The 17377-nt window shown below is 40.4% G+C and carries 17 protein-coding genes; 3 read left to right on the top strand and 14 right to left on the bottom strand.

Annotated features, from left to right (window positions below):
• Positions 1-827: 827 nt before the first annotated feature.
• The 6 genes from CU633_RS21695 to CU633_RS21675 all read right to left on the bottom strand — a co-directional run bounded on the left by CU633_RS21695 (position 828) and on the right by CU633_RS21675 (position 6338).
• A complete protein-coding gene (locus tag CU633_RS21695; RefSeq protein ID WP_101662633.1) occupies positions 828-2240 on the bottom strand; it encodes a M20/M25/M40 family metallo-hydrolase in 1413 nt (470 codons plus the stop codon).
• A 122-nt stretch (positions 2241-2362) separates the two neighbouring features.
• Positions 2363-2716, bottom strand: coding sequence for a hypothetical protein (locus tag CU633_RS23490; RefSeq protein ID WP_257959260.1), 354 nt, complete (start codon positions 2714-2716; stop codon positions 2363-2365).
• A 245-nt stretch (positions 2717-2961) separates the two neighbouring features.
• The gene (locus tag CU633_RS23485) at positions 2962-3579 is read right to left on the bottom strand and encodes an MFS transporter (RefSeq protein WP_257959258.1); all 618 of its coding nucleotides are present in this window, start codon (positions 3577-3579) and stop codon (positions 2962-2964) included.
• 134 nt (positions 3580-3713) lie between these two features.
• A complete protein-coding gene (locus tag CU633_RS21685) occupies positions 3714-4076 on the bottom strand; it encodes a hypothetical protein (protein WP_101662632.1) in 363 nt (120 codons plus the stop codon).
• A 13-nt stretch (positions 4077-4089) separates the two neighbouring features.
• The gene (locus CU633_RS21680) at positions 4090-5754 is read right to left on the bottom strand and encodes an SWIM zinc finger family protein (RefSeq protein WP_101662631.1); all 1665 of its coding nucleotides are present in this window, start codon (positions 5752-5754) and stop codon (positions 4090-4092) included.
• A gap of 53 nt (positions 5755-5807) precedes the next feature.
• Positions 5808-6338, bottom strand: a complete 531-nt coding sequence (locus CU633_RS21675; RefSeq protein WP_180955071.1) for a CGNR zinc finger domain-containing protein — start codon at positions 6336-6338, stop codon at positions 5808-5810.
• A 111-nt stretch (positions 6339-6449) separates the two neighbouring features.
• On the opposite strand from CU633_RS21675, the gene CU633_RS21670 reads away from it, so the two are divergent.
• Positions 6450-7631: an MFS transporter gene (locus CU633_RS21670; RefSeq protein WP_101662629.1), complete on the top strand. Its 1182-nt coding sequence runs from the start codon at positions 6450-6452 to the stop codon at positions 7629-7631.
• A 56-nt stretch (positions 7632-7687) separates the two neighbouring features.
• Here CU633_RS21670 and CU633_RS21665 read toward each other — a convergent pair whose 3' ends face one another.
• A complete protein-coding gene (locus CU633_RS21665) occupies positions 7688-7918 on the bottom strand; it encodes an excisionase family DNA-binding protein (protein ID WP_142383452.1) in 231 nt (76 codons plus the stop codon).
• Between the two features lie 200 nt (positions 7919-8118).
• Between CU633_RS21665 and CU633_RS21660 the strand changes: the two genes are divergently transcribed.
• The gene (locus tag CU633_RS21660) at positions 8119-8490 is read left to right on the top strand and encodes a hypothetical protein (RefSeq protein WP_101662627.1); all 372 of its coding nucleotides are present in this window, start codon (positions 8119-8121) and stop codon (positions 8488-8490) included.
• 189 nt (positions 8491-8679) lie between these two features.
• Positions 8680-9792 carry a CAP domain-containing protein gene (locus tag CU633_RS21655; RefSeq protein WP_257959254.1) on the top strand — a complete coding sequence of 371 codons (1113 nt, stop codon included), beginning with the start codon at positions 8680-8682 and terminating at the stop codon, positions 9790-9792.
• 323 nt (positions 9793-10115) lie between these two features.
• Here the strand turns inward: CU633_RS21655 and CU633_RS21650 are convergent, their stop codons facing one another.
• The 7 genes from CU633_RS21650 to CU633_RS21620 all read right to left on the bottom strand — a co-directional run bounded on the left by CU633_RS21650 (position 10116) and on the right by CU633_RS21620 (position 17236).
• Positions 10116-11126, bottom strand: coding sequence for a nuclease-related domain-containing protein (locus CU633_RS21650; RefSeq protein ID WP_101662626.1), 1011 nt, complete (start codon positions 11124-11126; stop codon positions 10116-10118).
• 140 nt (positions 11127-11266) lie between these two features.
• Positions 11267-12109, bottom strand: a complete 843-nt coding sequence (locus CU633_RS21645) for an arylamine N-acetyltransferase (protein ID WP_101662625.1) — start codon at positions 12107-12109, stop codon at positions 11267-11269.
• 199 nt (positions 12110-12308) lie between these two features.
• Entirely contained in the window at positions 12309-14033 is a 1725-nt protein-coding gene (locus CU633_RS21640) for an L-lactate permease (RefSeq protein WP_101662624.1), read from the bottom strand.
• 208 nt (positions 14034-14241) lie between these two features.
• Positions 14242-15567: a hemolysin family protein gene (locus CU633_RS21635; RefSeq protein ID WP_101662623.1), complete on the bottom strand. Its 1326-nt coding sequence runs from the start codon at positions 15565-15567 to the stop codon at positions 14242-14244.
• A 161-nt stretch (positions 15568-15728) separates the two neighbouring features.
• Positions 15729-16406 carry a protein kinase family protein gene (locus CU633_RS21630; RefSeq protein ID WP_257959251.1) on the bottom strand — a complete coding sequence of 226 codons (678 nt, stop codon included), beginning with the start codon at positions 16404-16406 and terminating at the stop codon, positions 15729-15731.
• Positions 16407-16687: 281 nt separating this feature from the next.
• Positions 16688-17077, bottom strand: coding sequence for a sporulation protein (locus CU633_RS21625; RefSeq protein WP_101662622.1), 390 nt, complete (start codon positions 17075-17077; stop codon positions 16688-16690).
• Between the two features lie 36 nt (positions 17078-17113).
• The gene (locus CU633_RS21620; RefSeq protein WP_101662621.1) at positions 17114-17236 is read right to left on the bottom strand and encodes an FbpB family small basic protein; all 123 of its coding nucleotides are present in this window, start codon (positions 17234-17236) and stop codon (positions 17114-17116) included.
• Positions 17237-17377: the final 141 nt, after the last annotated feature.

Raw genomic sequence — 17377 nt, 5'->3', positions numbered from 1 at the left:
AGTAATTTTTGAAGATTGTTAGTATTTCAAATCATCTGATTTAATTAGTGCAACGCTAGTGAAGAAATAAGTAACTCCTAATGATTGAGCGATATAAATGGCGGATAACAGTAATGTAGTATAATAATTGTCCAGGGAAATAAACACTATTATAACTACAAATAGTTGAGATAAAACTAAAACTAAATGTGTTTTTGGTCCGCCAGGGAAGCGATCGTCGTCCTGAAACATACTAGCCCATACATAACTGATTATTGAAATGATTAATGGTATGCATATCAAAGCTTTCATCATATCAACACTTTCTTTCTATTTAAATTTTCTGTAGAATGTGACCTTGTTTGTGTTCTTTTCAAATAGAAACAATATTCAGATTTAAAAAATATTCTGAAACTTTTATCGAAAATATATGACCCATCTATTCACTCCTTTATCAATTTTTAATATATCTACTATTATTTTCTATATGATAGCCCTAAATGTTCCAATTGTCTACCAGGAAAATCATACTAATTTTTAAGAGTTTTTACCAAATTATTTTTGGTTATATTTTCATATATAATCAATATACATTCCTTTCCGAATAAAACAAAGAACGAGAAGATGTGCTCAGAACTGAAGTTGATTTTTTATTTGGGATTAAGTTAATTTTGTTATATACACGTAGTAAAAATCAGAGAAATAATGAATGCGTTAATTTCCTTAGTTCTCATACATTCTTACCAATTGTGGAATCCTGTTAAAAACATTTTTTACAGCATATGGGCTAATCTCAAATATATAAAAAGCATTCTACCTCAAAATTAGTAGAATGCTTTTTCACCTGGTTATAAACTTTCCGCAATTTGCTGCTCCGATTGGAGCGCTTTTGCAAATCCTGACAGCATATGTGCCATATGGACAACACCTTCTTCAAAGTCTTGAAGGCGGATCGATTCATTTGGTGCGTGTGCCTTCGATTCTACCCAGCCCACACCGGTGCTCACGATCGGCAGCTTCAGGTATTCCCCGAATTCATACATCGGGCCGGTACCGGCTGAATTGGGAGCGAGCACGGCTTCATGTTGGTAGACTTCTTTCGCCGTTTTCATCACATGAGCCACAAATGGGTGGTTAAAGTCTGAACGGTATGCTTTTTGCCCGTTTACTGAGGTTACTTCAATATCAGTAAAGCCATGCTTGATTAAGTGTTTTTTAACACATTCCTCAATATGATCCGGGTCCTGGCCAGGCACTAACCGGCAGTCAATCTTGGCTTTGGCGCTTTTAGGCAGAACCGTTTTCGAGCCTTCTCCGGTATAGCCGCTCACCAAACCGCAAATCGTCATCGTTGGTTGAAAAACCATCGCCTCTCTCGGATCTTCTCCTTTAGCTGCTGTAATCAACGGTCTTGTCAGTCCATAAAGGCTGTCTACGGCTTCCTCATCAAACGGGAGGGCTTGAACCGCTTGCCTTTCTGCGTCTGTCGGCTCTGTTATTCCGTCAAAAAATCCCTCAACCAATATCTCATTTTGTTGATTTTTCATTGTTGCCAAAGCCTGGACTAATCTCCATGCGGCATTGTCAACATATGCCCCGACGGATGAATGCATATCAATAGCTGCACCGACACTGGTCAACTCCAAATAGGCCATCCCCTTTACGCCTGCAACCATGTTGATCCGTTCATTTTCATCTTTTCCGCCAAATTCCCAAATGCAGGCGTCCGCTTGAAATAAATCCTGGTATTTTTTTAGATAGGGAGCAAGATTGGGACTTCCGATTTCTTCCTCGCCTTCAACCAGGAATTTTACATTACATGGCAGTCCCCCGTCCGCTTTTTGCAAAACCTTCAGGGCAGTTAAGCGGGCAACGAGGTCGCCTTTGTTATCGGCTACACCCCTGGCATACAGAATCCCGTCCACAACGGCTGGATTAAACGGTTCAGAATTCCATTCATCCAATGGATCGGGTGGCTGAACATCATAATGGTTATAAAATAGGAGCGTTTTCGCCGAATCCCCATTCGGCCCAGCGGCAAAGAAACCATACACGACTGGATTTCCGCCTAAATCGTCAAGAATTTTCGTCTCGCCGCCAGTCTCGTTAATCATTTTCACTACATATTGTACCGTTTCCGGAATGGCTGTATTTTGTGCGGAAACGGTCGGAAATCGCAAATACTCTTTTAATGTCTCGACAGAGTCAGGAACCAGTTCCTTTGTATGACTCCATAATGCGTCCAAGTTGTGATTACCCATTAACAAGCTCCTCTCAAGAAAGTGTGTATGAATATTTCGACAACCGAAACAAAAATCCCTCTTTCTTTTTCAAAAAAAATTGCCAATAAGCATGCACAATTACTTTTTTGCAAAAAACGGCTTTATGAAGAAACTGTTTCTTCAAAATAAACCTGCTTTCCAGGCTTTGCAATGAGGATCACAACCAAGATTGAAAGGAGAAGATTCAATCCGGCCAGAATCACGATTGTGTAGCGGAGGGGAAAAATGTCTCCCAATACACCGATTAACAATAAGAATATGATTTGCGCGGCACTTTGAAGTACTCCGACAACGCTTGTCATTCTTCCCATCAGGTGGATTGGAATGTTGTTTTGATAAAAGGTACTAAAGCCTGTATTTGAAAACGCGTTAAAAAACCCGAGAGTCGTAAAACCAATCGCCACGATAAGAAATGAATCGGAAAGTGAGTAAATGAGATATCCGATTGCCACCATCAGCATTCCGCCTGCATCAAATGTTTTATGCTTAAAAATCGAGTTGTTACGCTAACCAGGAAAGCACCAAGAGAGTAGCCCAATCCCGGTAATACTGACTAGAAAGCTGTAATCCGTCTCTGTTAACCCCACTACATTTTGAACAAAGACAACTTCTTGAGAGTCCATCGCTAATGAAAATAAGCCAAACGCGAGAAAACAGGAGCAGACAGCCAGCACAAAAGACTTTTCCCTGCCAAACTGGATCACTTCTTTCCAGTCGTCCCGAAGTGTTTCGTAACTGCCTTTCTTCGCTTCAACAGGCTTTTCCTGTTGATCTGTATCAGGCAAAAACTGATAATGAAGGCGGAAATGAGGAATGAAACAGCATTTAATAGAATGGCTATATCTACCGAACCGATTAAGAACAACGCACCGGCGATTGAAGGACCTACAATAAAAGCTCCTGAAGTGACCAAACTGTTAATAGAATTAAATTTTTTCCGCTTATCGATGGGGATAAGTTTGGCTATGTATGTGGTCGATGAAGGAACAAAAAAAGCTCTCGCAACGCTGATGAAAAACAGCAGGACATAGATGGACCAAATGTTTGAAACAAATGGAATAATCCCGACGCCGGCTGCCCTGGCCAAATCAGCGATAATCATCATCTTTTTCTTATTTGCCCGGTCTATAATACTTCCGCTCCACGAATTTGTCAGGATCGCGGTGACCGGTCCGACAATCCACAATCCGGCTACAGCTGCGGCCGATTGGGTCATTTCATATATCAACAGATTGATAGCGATCAAATAAATAAAATCGCCTAACGTTGAAATCCCGATTCCGGCGAGCAGAAGCGATATTAGTCTCCAATTAAACACTGCTCCACCTCCTACAATATATGTTTAAAAATTGCCAATTTTTATTATAACATTTGTGGATTCATTTACCAATTTGGATAAAAATAAGTCCAGAAGAAAAACCTGAAAACTCGGTTTTTTCTGGAATGAGCCCTCTAATTTTTCTTTTTAATAAAATGAGTAGAATACAACTCCTCCATATATGGATTCCCTGATTTCGAAAAACGAAGCGGGCGCTTTGCCCCTTTTCCCCATGACATATAAACTGTTTTCGATGGTTTAAGATCTTTTTTTCTCGCAAACTTTTTTAATGCCTGGAGAGCATGATTTAATTTTGAAAGATTTCCGATCGTCACCCTCTCTAAATACGGAATCTTCCCGAACCTCCACTCTTCCACTTGTTTTTTGGTCAGCCGGTCCATTTTCACAAGCAGATCGACAGGACTGACGTATCCTTTTTCATGTAGAAGTTCTGAAGCACAGCTATATACTTTCTTTTCAATATCCTTTCTGCTCACTGCTATTCTCCTATCATTTAATCTTCTCCAGCTCATCCAAAAAAGCTGGCCGCCTCTCGTATTTTTGTTTAAGAGCTTCGATGAGCCCGTCAGCTTTGATTTTTCCGCACGCTTTTTTATACGTTTTGATAGTGCGGCAAACATTATAGTATTTCTTCCTGTTTGAAGCTTCGGCTGCCGACTGTTCAATATATTCCTTAAACAGCTGATCCACTTCCTCACTGAATTCACCTGTCAGATGAGGGTATAAATCGGTGATATAGGAAGGACGGCGCTGGCAATATTCCAGCAGCTTGGATGTTAATTTCTCTTCGATCAAGATTTGCTCATAAACGGAAGACTGGCAGGATGTTTCAAAATCTTTAACCATCTTTTCAAGAACCTTGCTCCACTCTTCAGGTTGATAGAGTTCTTTTAGCTTCAAAAAATAAGAGTAATCCTGTTCAAATAAAAGTTCATAAGCTAATTTACGTTGATTTTCAACGTCCTTAAGCTGCTCATACGCCCGATAACGATTCCGCTTCCACTCGTTTACGAGGCCACGATAATCTTTGTCAATCTGTTCACCGTCGAGGCAAAGCTGAATCACTTTACTATAATCCCGGTTGCTAAATGCGTTGGAAATGGCCTTTTTCCGAAAATCGCTGAAGTGGAGATTTTGATTGATAAATTTTTCAGCTTCTTCTTTTCCATCCACGCGTTCAATCAGTTCAAGTTGCAGAAGTTTAATATTTTCTTTTGCGTATCGTCCACTCCATGAATTGTCGTGTACGTCTGCCTGCATCTTTTCCAGATGTTTATCCAGAATTTTGTGAAGCTCGGGATTAGAACAAAAATAAGTACAAGCCTTTAGCAGACTAAATCGCCAATCTTCCCAGCCATTATATCGGCTGTGCAAAGCTTCTTTCAGAATAGCTGTAAACATTCTCTTTTGACCGTCTGCATTTAAATGCTCTTCCGAAATTAAAGCAGCCTCGTCTATCAAAAAAATACTCTCTTCGATTGCCCCGCCGACAATACCACTTGAATCATCACAATACTGCAGCATATCAACGATGATAGACAAGGTTGCAATACAAAGTAAAACTGCGGCCTCGGTATCCCCGTTTGCCGCTTTTGTTCGCGCATTTTCGAGCGTCAACTCTGCACCTTGAACCGCATGGCCGACGTCCCGCCACTCGACAAACGCCCGCCGTTTTGCGTGATTAATATAATCCCGAATCAGTTTCTTTGCTGCAGAAATCTCGTCCACATCGGAAGAATACTTGTATAAAAGTGTTGTCTGTATGTCAGAATATTGTTTGGATAAATCAAGTATGATCCCGATTAATTCATCCTTTTTCAGCTTTTGAAGAACTGTTTGTAAATCCTCTTTCCTGGCCGAATTCTTCTTTTTACTCTTTTCCGGCGTCGCTGCCTTCTCCCGGATCGCAAAGAGGGCAGCTGCGATATGCTTGCAATGAGGACCCCAATCATAGGGACAGTCACAAAATGAATTAACAATCTCATCTTCATGTCCAAGCAAAATTTCGACCGTGTAATCATCTGTTCCATCTACTTCAACGGTATAACCATCGGCTGTTTCTTTTACATTTACAACCCGTTCGTTCTGAAAATAATCCAGGCCCCGGTCCAGTATGACTTCTTCAATAAAAGCTTCGAAATTGGAAAGCTTCATTTGGTTCACTCCCTTATATGATCACTTGATTTTGTATACTGCGGATTTCATGCTTATTTCTCTTTATTCCTGAACCTTCTTACTTTCGCAATCGTCCCGCAAGCCCGTCCAGATGGACTGTTTATATTCATACTGCACCACTTCTTCGTCCCGCTTTTTGAATGGTCAAAAAATGCCCATTTACAATCCGGACATATTTTTACGCGGTGAAAAGCTCCAGCGAAGATCAGCTCAAAAATGTTAGCCAGCAACAAATCAATCAGGCTGTCTTTACCTGATATAAAATCCGGAAAGAATCGTTCTTTTTCAGCAACGCTTTTGACCTTTAACTGAATGTTCCTTTTCATAATCCAATCATTGATATACTCTGCTTCGCCCGATTCAATCATTTTTCTTATATCGTTTCTGAATGACACTGCTTCTTCCAAGCTATCTGCTTCACCCGCAAATCCGATTTGATTTTTTGCAAATTCAATCAATTGTTCTTTTGTCTGCAAATGTTCTGTCGGTTTCCGATCATGATTGGGAATTTCCCATGTATTTAAAAATAATAAGAGTTGTTCTGTACCTTCTTGAGTTTTCATATACGTAACCACCATTTTTAATTACTGGTTGCATTCTTCTTAAAAATATTTTACCATAAATATCATGTAACCATCATTAATTAATGATGGTTACAAACAAGGAGGGAGACTATGCAAAAAGAATTAAAGATTATCCTGTTGTCTGCTTTTATTATGAACGTTGCGGGATTCGCGGTCATGTCATTTCTGGCGATCCACCTTTCTCTTAATCTTGATTATTCTGCGGCGGAAACAGGAACCATCCTATCTTTGCTGACGGTGGTTTCAAGAGGAGTCCCCATCGTTGCGGGAGGATTGGGAGACAGGTTCGGATATAAACACATGATGGTTAGCGGATTGCTAATAAGAGGAACAGGTTTGATCATGCTTGGCACGTCCCAGTCATTTTATATGCTCATCCTTGCAGCAGTGCTAACAGGAATTGGGTCTGCTTTGTATGAGCCATCAGCAATGGCATTTTTTTCGTCTGAATCAAATGAATCGATTCGAAGGAAGGCATTTTCATATTTAAATATTTGCCTAAATGCCGGGGCGATTATTGGCCCATTATTGGGGGGCTCTCTCCTGCTTGTTGATCCAGGCTATCCTTTTATATTAAGTGGCTTCATTTTTTACATATTGTCGTTAATCCAATCGATGAAAATTAAAGCAAATTGTCTTACACAGAAACATCAATCATTTTTGGATGGGATGCTTGATATTAAGAAAAATAAATTATTTCTATACTATTGCTTCGCGATGACGTTCTTTTGGTTCATGTTTGCGCAGTTAACGGTTTCTATTCCCCTGTATATGTATAACATCAGCCATAATGAACATATGACAGGTCTGGTCATTACTGTAAACGCAATCTCCGGCCTCATATTTATGGTTTTATTTAGACGTTTGTATGGAAAATTTAATTCACTAAGGCTCGTAAGCGCAGGCATCCTTGTCATGTTACTGGCTCTTGCTGCAATAAGCTTGAAAGCTTCTTCATACTGGCTTTTGGCATGCGTTATTTTGTTTACAATCGGGGAAACATTGGTCCTGCCTTCTTCGGATCTGGCAGTCTCCAATTTCACGAGGAATAAGTTTCACGCTACTTATTTTGGTTTTTTTGAGATTTCCTTTGCGGTCGGCGCGACCGGCGGGAACTATTTTGGTGCATATTTTACGACTAGCCTGCAAGACCGCAGTTGGCCATGGCTTGTTTTGGCGGCTGTCGGTGCAATCGGATTTTGTTTTCTGCATCATTTATCTATAAAAATGAAATCCCGGGTTATATATAAAAAGGAAACGATGAGTAATTAGATTCCTCAAAACTCAAAAAAAGCAGGAGACCGTTTGTACCGGCCCTGCTTAGTATGTTAATCTTCATCCTTGATATCCAAGTCCTCAGGAATAGGTTCATTGAGTACTTCTTCAATTAGTTTCTTATATTTCTCCATTTGTTTTAGATGTGTGTTGAACTGTTCTTTGTTGATTAAAAATTGTTCTCCATCATGGATAGCGCGGATTTGTTTGTACTGTATCATTTTTTCAACGTATGTTTCCGGAACAGATAAAAAATCCGCTGTTTCTTTTATTGATAAATACAATCGATCCAGTCCTTTCTAATTAACGCGCAATAGCGGCTTGTTTTTTGATCATCACCAAAAATACGGCTTCTGTCAAGCTTTTTATAAATCCGGGATCTTTATAAAGGGGATGTTCGCCCAGTCATCCGGCAGAAAAGTGCATAATTTATAGGGATTTATCATGCTCAGGTCTATATAAAAATATCAAGGAGAGATGCTTTATGAACCCTTATGAATTTTATCACGGATATGTCCCCCAGCAACCTGACGAATTCGCACCGTATTACGATCCGTATATCTACCCGCAATATGACTATGAGAGACAGCCGGCTCTTGAACGAAGAGTGGCAGCACTCGAAAGGCAAAATGAACAACAATCAAGAGAGATCGAACGGCAAAACAGGGAAAACAACCGGCAAAACCAGGAGATTACCCGGTTGAATAGAGAAATCGGCCGCATTAACCAGGAAATCCAGAGACTGAATCAAAATGATGAACGCCATACACGGCGTCTGCAAAGATTAAACCAGCGGCTGCGTGCAGTCGAAAACAGGCTGAACATTCCATTTACGCAAACTGAGGGAGAGTTCTAATATCGAGAAGCAGGATTTCCTGCTTCTTTTTTATCGTGTAACATGTTTGATCCTGATTCTTCTGTTTCCATTAGCTTTTAATATAATAATAGGGTATTATGGTTGCATTACCCGGTCCCTTTATTGTTATATAGCAATTGAGGGTTGACCAGCTTATTCATTCCAAAATCAAGAAACGGGGGCGATGAGTTGAGACGGTTATTTGTTTTTTTATTATGCTTATTTTTAATATGGACTGTCTATGATAAACAACTATATAAAGCATCGGTTATCGACGATATTCGCTCAAATTTAGAAAAGATAGATTTTTCCGCTGCCATTGATACATTGTACGACGAAATCAATCAGTTGGCAGGACAATTGAGTGGAACCGCAGAACAACCCGGGCAAAACGAACAGCCAGACGATACTAAAAAACAAGGAAAGCCCAATTTGACTGCTCCAGCTGAACAAATGTTTTCGGTCCACAATATTGAAATTGGGGACTCAAAGGAAGAGGTTGAGCAGCAAATCGGAGCGCCAAAACGGTCAACTGCGAATGAATACGGAACCGAATGGAATGCCTACCACGAAAACTATCAAAACTTTTTCATGCTGGCATATGATGAGAATGATAAAGTTGCTGGATTGTACACAAACCAGGACTTAATTACTTCAACAAAAGACATTAAGCTTGGTACCCCGAAAGAAACAGTTCTCGCACAATTGGGGGAACCTTTATCACAAATCCGCAAAGGGCTGGTTTATTTTCAGTTTCAAGAAAAGCGGGACTATGACGTGTTTTTGCTGGATAACAACTATGTTACTATTTTCTATGATGTCCATGAAAACAATACCGTGACCTCCATTCAAATCATCAGTAAAGAGCTTGAACAAGCAAAGCAGGATTTTTACGCGGCGGAAAGCCCACAGCTCCAGGAAGGCTTTGAGTATCAATTATTTGACTTAACTAATGCGACGAGGGTTAATCATAACCTGCCAATTTTAACATGGGACGACCAAATAAAAGAAACGGCACGCAAACACAGTTTGGATATGGCGGAAAATAATTATTTCAATCACACCAATCTTGAAGGCCAGTCCCCCTTCGACCGCATGGAAGAGGATGCCATTTCCTTTACGGTTGCAGGAGAAAATCTTGCTTCAGGCCAATTCAGCAGCATTTTTGCACACGAAGGGCTAATGAACTCACTTGGACACAGGGAAAATATTTTAAAACCGGAATACGAATTTCTCGGTGTCGGCGTCGCTTTTAACGCCGAATCGCATCCTTATTATACGGAGAACTTTTTTACGGATTGAGTTTGGGAAAGCGGGAAATCTCAGGGATCGATTGCTGGAAGGCAAATATTGAAGTAAATGTTCTAAAATGGGTCAAAATATCGAAAAAGCTGTACCATTCTGATAGAATAGCTCAGCTTTTTGTTTTTTGTAAAAATTTTCCTTGGATATCAATTGAATAATCCTTATTCTTGGGGATCGAACATCATACTAAGAAACCTACTATCAGCCGAAAAAAAATAATTAAGCGAAAATCGATTGGAATTAAGCGTTCAGGTGAATAATTAAGCGCTCACGACAATAATTAAGCGCTCAGAGAAATAATTAAGCGCTCACGACAATAATTAAGCGAAACCGTTTTTTTGCTTAAAATCCCTCACATTAAAAAAATCTTCTGGCGGAAAATAGAACCGTCCTTTTGTCGTACCCGTAGCGGGGAAGTTTGTAGAAGCCAGCAATCGAGATGCAATATCTCTTGAAGATAAATGAGCAAACTCTCGAAATTGCTGGTTGTTTATTTTCGAATCAATGAGTAAAAAGTAATCGCGCAATGTAAGCATGTGGGCATCCCTAGCCTTCATGCTGCAATTGGGACAATGCCAGTTTCTTTTAATGCGCTGCATCGGCATATAAAAACAAAATGGGCAATAAACGCCTGTCACTAACTCATCTTTTGAAGTAAGATAACGATCTAGAAAAAATTTTCTTGGAGGGGTATTTTGTTTGATCAATTTGCGGCTGATTTTGCGAAGTTCTTTTGGAGAGAGCACTACTTTCGCATACATTTTTTCCATGTCTTGAATGAAATTGAGGAGATAGGGAACTTTAAATACTCTTTTAAAAATTTTTTCATGGCCGGGATTTGTCTTTATAATACTATGTTGATTGCAAATCACCACAGCGTATTCTATCGGTATTTCAGGCATCTGCAGATCTTCAAAAAATCCTTTCAGTTTATATTTTTGGAGGCTTGCTTGTGTAATTGGGTCAGGAAAGCCTTCTTCTTTACCATTCGCATTCGTCCGAATCAACTGGTGAAATAGCTGATCAAAAAATAATGTGCCCGCAATATTCTTGACTTCTAAAATAATCGCTAGATTGGCTGTAAGGAGGAGCGTATCAATCTGGAACGTATACTCACCCCTGGGGAGATTTAAATCATGAAAAATAAGATACTTCTTTTCATCCAGGAAGCTTAAATAGTGATCTATAGACTGTTCTCCCCAATAGCCCGCCCGCCTTCTTTCCAAATCTCCCTGCAACTCTTCCCGGGAAAAAGCTCCTTTAGGCAGCCTCCTTAATAATGCCTCGCCAACTTGAATTTTTAATGGAACGGTCCGTCTTTTTACAATCAATATATTTTCACTCCTTTCATTTGCTCTCAAAAACCTTCTATATCAAAAGGCAAATACCCTGCAAAACATTTATGGAGATATTGTGTATAAGGGTCAAAAAATTTTGTTTGCATGAAAATAATAATTAAACGCCGTTCATTTTAAGATTCACTATTAAAAATATCAACCTTCAATCCCCTCAAAATATCAATTGCCTGAGCCACCGGCAGTTTAGGCAGCAGGAATTCTTCGGCGATTATTTTTTCAATTTCCCCAACTGATGTTAAAGTTTTTTTGATTGTATTTCCATTTGCGTAGCGAATTGAAAATTGGTTATTAACGAGGGAAACGCTCCTGTTTTTCGCCGTTTGCCACAATTGGCATCTTAAGATCGTCATAAACGTGGCACCAGGCTGATTGGACTTATCTATTGCATTACTAAAATCACGAAGATCACATGCTTGCCTGGAATTAAATCCCCATGTGCTTCCGCTTTGCTTACCCTGAGTATAGCGAACATATTTATACTCATCATTTTGCCGGTCAACTGGCAATAACTGAACCCTGTCATCCCCGAATTGCGAAACATTCTTTAAATCATTTTCAAACCTGACCGGTTTGAAAAATGGAGCAGCGGCACCGCAGTCCACATATACTCGTTCACCATCAAGCTCGACAATGATCCCGATATGTTCTTTTCCAAGCATGATATGATAGCAGGCAAACCCGATTTCTTTTAACAGGGACATCAAATTGGAATTTATGGAATAGCATGTCCCGCCAAAATGAAATTGACGATAATTTTCAACAAACACATCAAAGGAAGGAATCTGAAAACCGAGTTGATGCCTTTCACGGAAATACAGCGGTTTGCTGATGTTCTCAAACGGAATGGTTGTTAAATGCGCATGGCAGATGCGTTCTAAATAGCTGTATGACGGTATTTCCAATGGCAGGTTGAGATTGCTTAAATATTTCATTCCCCATTCGGATAATTTTTGCATTTTATTTTCTCCTCTTACTTTTCTAAAAACGTCAAAACTTTTCCTAATTGTACTATATTTTTAATAGCACTATTAGAACAATATTTTTGAAAAGAAAAAGGCAAAATCCCTTTAGGACTTGCCTTAATCATTTTATGAAAAATACTCAAAGTGACCATCTAAAAATGATCCTGTAAAAAAACGCTTACAAGTGGAACCATCAATAAGCAGGAATCATCCAAGGAAACACATACGCTTGCAGCATGACTAAAACTCCCATCAGGGCGCCCAAGGCAAGACTGTGGAAAAAGACCGCCCGGAATATTGGCCCGACGGCGTTAGCTCCTTCGTTGCGGTCCTCATAGCATGCAGCAGTTGCAACGACGATGCTCTGGGCATCAATCATTTTACCCATGACTCCTCCGGTCGAGTTGGATGCAGCAATAAGCACGGGATCAAGGCCCAGCTGTTCAGCTGTAATTCGCTGCATGCTCCCGAAAAGAGCATTCGAGGAAGTATCGCTCCCGGTTAGGAATACTCCCAGCCAGCCCAACATCGCGGCGAAGAAAGGATAAAATACGCCCGTTTTAGTAAAGGCAAGACCAAGAATCGCATCCAAGCCTGAATAACGCGTTGTAAATCCCAGTCCCAAAACCAATGCGATCGTAATCAGTGGCGTTTTCATCCGCTGTGCCGTGCGGATGACAGATAGTTTCCATTGTTCTTTGCTCATGCGCAGGAATAAACCGCTTAACACCGCTGCAAAAAATACACCAGTACCAGCCGCCGAAAGCCAGTTAAAGGAGAAGATAGCAGCCTCCGGGACCAGCTCATTTGCCAACGGAGGAGTGCGAAAAACTAGTTGATCCAAAAAAGGAACGGGAATGCTGTACAATGATTGAATACCAAAAATATTGAAGGAATTCAGGAGGGCTTTCCACTGTGGGAGGCCCCACATGAACACAAAAAGCGTCAGGAAGACCCACGGCGCCCAAGCCCTTGCCACTTCTCCCGATTTATACTTATTTTCCTGCCGTTCAAGAGACTTCATAGTCTCCTCTTCGCCGGGCAAATAAAATTTATTTTTCGGCTGCCATACTTTGAGAAGTAAAATTAAAGCAAGTATAGAAATGATCCCGCCTAAAATATCAACAAGCATTGGACCGACAAAATTGGAAACAAAAAACTGGGTTAGAGCAAATGAAACACCTGTAACCAAAATCGCAGGCCAAATCTCCAAAACCTGTTTCCATTTTCCTTTATGCATGAATACCATCGTGGTAACAAGCCAAAATGGGACGAGCACTGAGAAAAAAGGAAGCTGGCGCCCTGCCATTGCCGACAAAGCCATTTCCGGAAGGCCGGTGACGGTCGCCAACGTAATGATCGGAGTTCCTACTGCTCCAAATGCAACCGGAGCCGTATTGGCAATCAAACAGAGGACAGCCGCCGCCATCGGACGAAAACCGAGCCCTACCATCAGTGCTCCAGCTATCGCAACCGGAGTACCGAAGCCGGCAGCACCTTCAATAAAAGCGCCAAAAGAAAAAGCGATCAGAAGCGTTTGGATACGCCGGTCAGAAGATAAAGAAACAATGGATGATTTCACAATGTCAAATTGACCAGTAACCAATGTAATCGTATACAAAAACATTGCTGCCACGACAATCCAGCCGATCGGCATCATACCGAAGAAAGAACCGTAACCAAATGCGGCCAAAGCAGAAGAAACAGGCATGTCTACCAGGAAAATCGCCATAAGAATGGTGACCACCCCGGCAATGAGTGCAGCCTTTGGAGCAGCGATCCCGTAATGGGTTCTGTCCAGCTTATCTTTATGAGGATGAAAAGCAAGCAAATACAAAAGTGTCAGGATTGGAATGGCCGCCAACAACGTCGACAAAAACGGATTGCCCATCGGATCATAGACTTGATGAAACTCCATACGTATATACCCTCCTCGTCATGTTCTATTTGCAGTATATGGGAGAGACTTTTTTGTTAGTACAACTAATCTTACTGTTTTAAATATTATGAAAATTTTAAATGAAAAAAGCGCTCCAATCCCTAAATTAGATAGCTTTTTTTATTTAATGAAATTGTAGACTGCTTAATAAGGTCTATATTATTGTGACAAAAACGACTAGACCGTATTACTCCTGAGGACCGGTCTCTTCCTTGACCTCGACCTTCACTTTCATGATCCGTTTATCGTCCATTTCTACAACTGTAAATACAATATTTTCTGCTTCAATGGATGGCTGTTCTTCAACAGCAGGTATGTAGCCAAGCTGGCCGATCACAAATCCGCTCAATGTGTCATACTCCTGGATTGGCAGTTCTCTGTCCACAATATCCTCGACTTCATAAAGATTAGTGGTTCCCGCCATCAAATAAGTATTCGGTCCGAGTTCTTTAATTTCCTCATCACCCGCTAACGGTTCATCATATTCATCAAAAATGTTGCCAACGATTTCCTCGATCAGATCTTCGATTGTCACAATTCCATCTGTACCGCCATACTCATCAATTGCGATTGCCATGTGGACATTGTTTTTTTGCATATCCTTAAACAAATGATCCGTTCTTTTTGATTCAAGGACAAAAAAAGGTTCGCGTATCATTTCGCGGAGATTGAACTTTTTCGTATCAGAGTTTTCAACAAACTGGATCAAATCTTTAACATGGAGGATTCCAACAATATGATCAATATTTTCTTCATAGACCGGAAATCTGGTGTATTTTTCAACGTTCACAAGCTCGACTGTTTCTTTCAGGGTATAATCAATCGGAATGGCAACAATATTGGTCCGATGCGTCATGATATCTGAAACGGTCTTGTTATTGAATTCGAAAATATTGTTAATCATCATTTTTTCGTCTTCTTCGATCGTTCCCCGTTCTTTACCGACATCGACGAGCATGCGAATTTCCTCCTCGGTTACATGCTCATCATCGGCATTCGGATCGACACCGAACATCCGGACAACTAAGTTCGTTGACAATGTTAATAATTTTACAAACGGGGAAGATATTTTAGACAAGAGCGTTAAAGGTGCTACTGCAAAGTTCGAAATGGCTTCGGCTTTTTGCAATGCAAGCCGCTTCGGGACAAGCTCGCCGAGCACCAATGTAAAATAAGACAACATAAGCGTTATCACGATTACTGAAATTGTTTCAAGCAGATCCGGGGAAATCGGAACACCCAGATTATAAAGCGTCTGTGCCAAGCTCCCGGCAAAGCTCTCAGCGGCAAAGGCACTCGCTAAAAATCCGGCAAGTGTGATTCCGATTTGAATTGTGGCCAAGAAGCGGCTCGGTTCCGAAAGAAGCTTATGAAGCATAACCGCCTTTTTATCGCCTTTGTCAGCCATCAGCTTTACTTTATTATCATTTAATGAAATCAATGCTATTTCAGATGCAGCAAAAAATGCATTTAAAATTATCAGTACGATCAGTACCAATATTTCCGTTGCCAAAAAAACCAACCTCCAGCTGTGAATAATGAAATAAAAACTCGAACCAGATAAATGAAAGCTCTTCTGTATTTTCCATAAAGCACGCCTTTTTATGCATTCTTTATTCGTGGTGTCGAGATGTAAGGGATTCTAAACAAGGATTAGTGGATACAAGCTATTGGTCATAAACAGTCCTCTCCGGAAGGAAAAGAACGCCTGTGTGCCCGTCTTGCTTTTACATTTGCAATTTTTTGCAAACACGCTTCGTATTTCTTATATATAAAAGCAATAAAGTTCAGCAAAGCTGCAGGAACTTTGTTGGGAAAGATCCGGTTGCTGTAGATCTTATAAAAGGCATTTTTCAGATCATCCCATTGAGAACAGTCTTTTGTTTGCCGAAAACGGGCAACATCAATAATTTTTAAACCGTCTTCCGGCGTGATCAGGATATTCCGCAAATGAATATCGGATGGATTTAACCCTTTTTTACGTGCTAACATAAGTGCTTCATCCACTTTTTCAATATATTCATGTGTAACTGGTATTCCTTTTTCCAAACAACTAAATAAAGTGTTCCCCTGAACATAATCAATGACGATATAATTGTCTCCGGAATCGTACAATGCCGGATAAAACGGGGTTTCTTCAAGAACCTTGTAAACCTCCGCCTCTTCCTTTGCCACTTCCGCAAACGGCGGGAAAAACACTTTTAACACTTTGTCAGTCGAGCGAATCTTAAAAACAAAAGCGCTTCGTCCGGCACCGATAAATTCAAGGTCACAGTCCTTCTTTTTCAGAACCGTTCGTGAACCCCGTTTGGAAAATTCAACACTTTGAGCCAATTCACTGAATGATTTCAAGTTAAATGCCCCCTTTCTTGCCTGGCGTTGCTTATCGACCGCTACCGCTCGCCCCGGAGCAGGCGGCAACGGTGTTTAAAACCAGATATTCCCCTGGGAAGCTGCTATTACAGTAATTTCGTTTCTCCTTTATAAAAACCAGCTGCGATCAGGACTATAAAATGTTATTTTCCACACAGGAGAACCCGTAAAACCTCCCCGTTCCGGGGTGCTGCGTTGTGTAAACCATCAAGTCCGTTTTTTTGTGGAATAATCCAGGAGAGTCATTGGGAAACTTTTGTTTATTCAATGATTTGAATCATATCCTGGTCCTTGCTTTCCACACCTTCATCAAATGTAAGCCTTGTTTTAAAACGATATGAACGATCCTCTGTTGAAACAGGCATAAAAGCCGGCAACTGGAAGGCAAACGAAATTTTATTGAACTGTTCCGAATCAATGCGTGTAGAGGTTAAAATCGTAGCTGTATCTACTACTTTTTCTATTCCCTCAGCTAGATCGATCATAACCAAATCACAGTCGATTCGCTTAATGTGTTGTTCAATCGTGCCGCCTTTGATCAAGAAATAGCCATGGACAGGATCTCCCGGCTTATAAGTTTCTTTTTGCAGAACGAGATCAATCTGTGCTGAACCTATTCCTGTAAGCGACATATATTTTCTTAATAACAACAAATACCCTCCCAAATTGACTTAAGAAATTTTTAATTAACCTTTCTGTATTTTTTCATCAATGCGCTTTTCAATTTTTTCAAGCTGTAACTTATCCTTTAACAACTCTTCTTTGTTCTTTCTGATTAATTGCGCAAAAGATACTTTCCTTTTGTTCATTTTTCATTTCTCCTTTTTTATTAATATGTAGTTGAAGCTTCCTTTTTTAGTATCGGAATTTTCATAAGACAAATGGAGTTAGTAGAGTAGAAAACAGGAATTAGATATTGTCTTCTTGTCCTCGGGTTTCAGGGTGTTCCA

This window comes from Bacillus sp. V3-13, from assembly GCF_002860165.1.
In the GTDB taxonomy this organism is placed as follows: domain Bacteria; phylum Bacillota; class Bacilli; order Bacillales; family Cytobacillaceae; genus Bacillus_BJ.
This window is presented reverse-complemented; position numbering and strand designations above follow the sequence as displayed.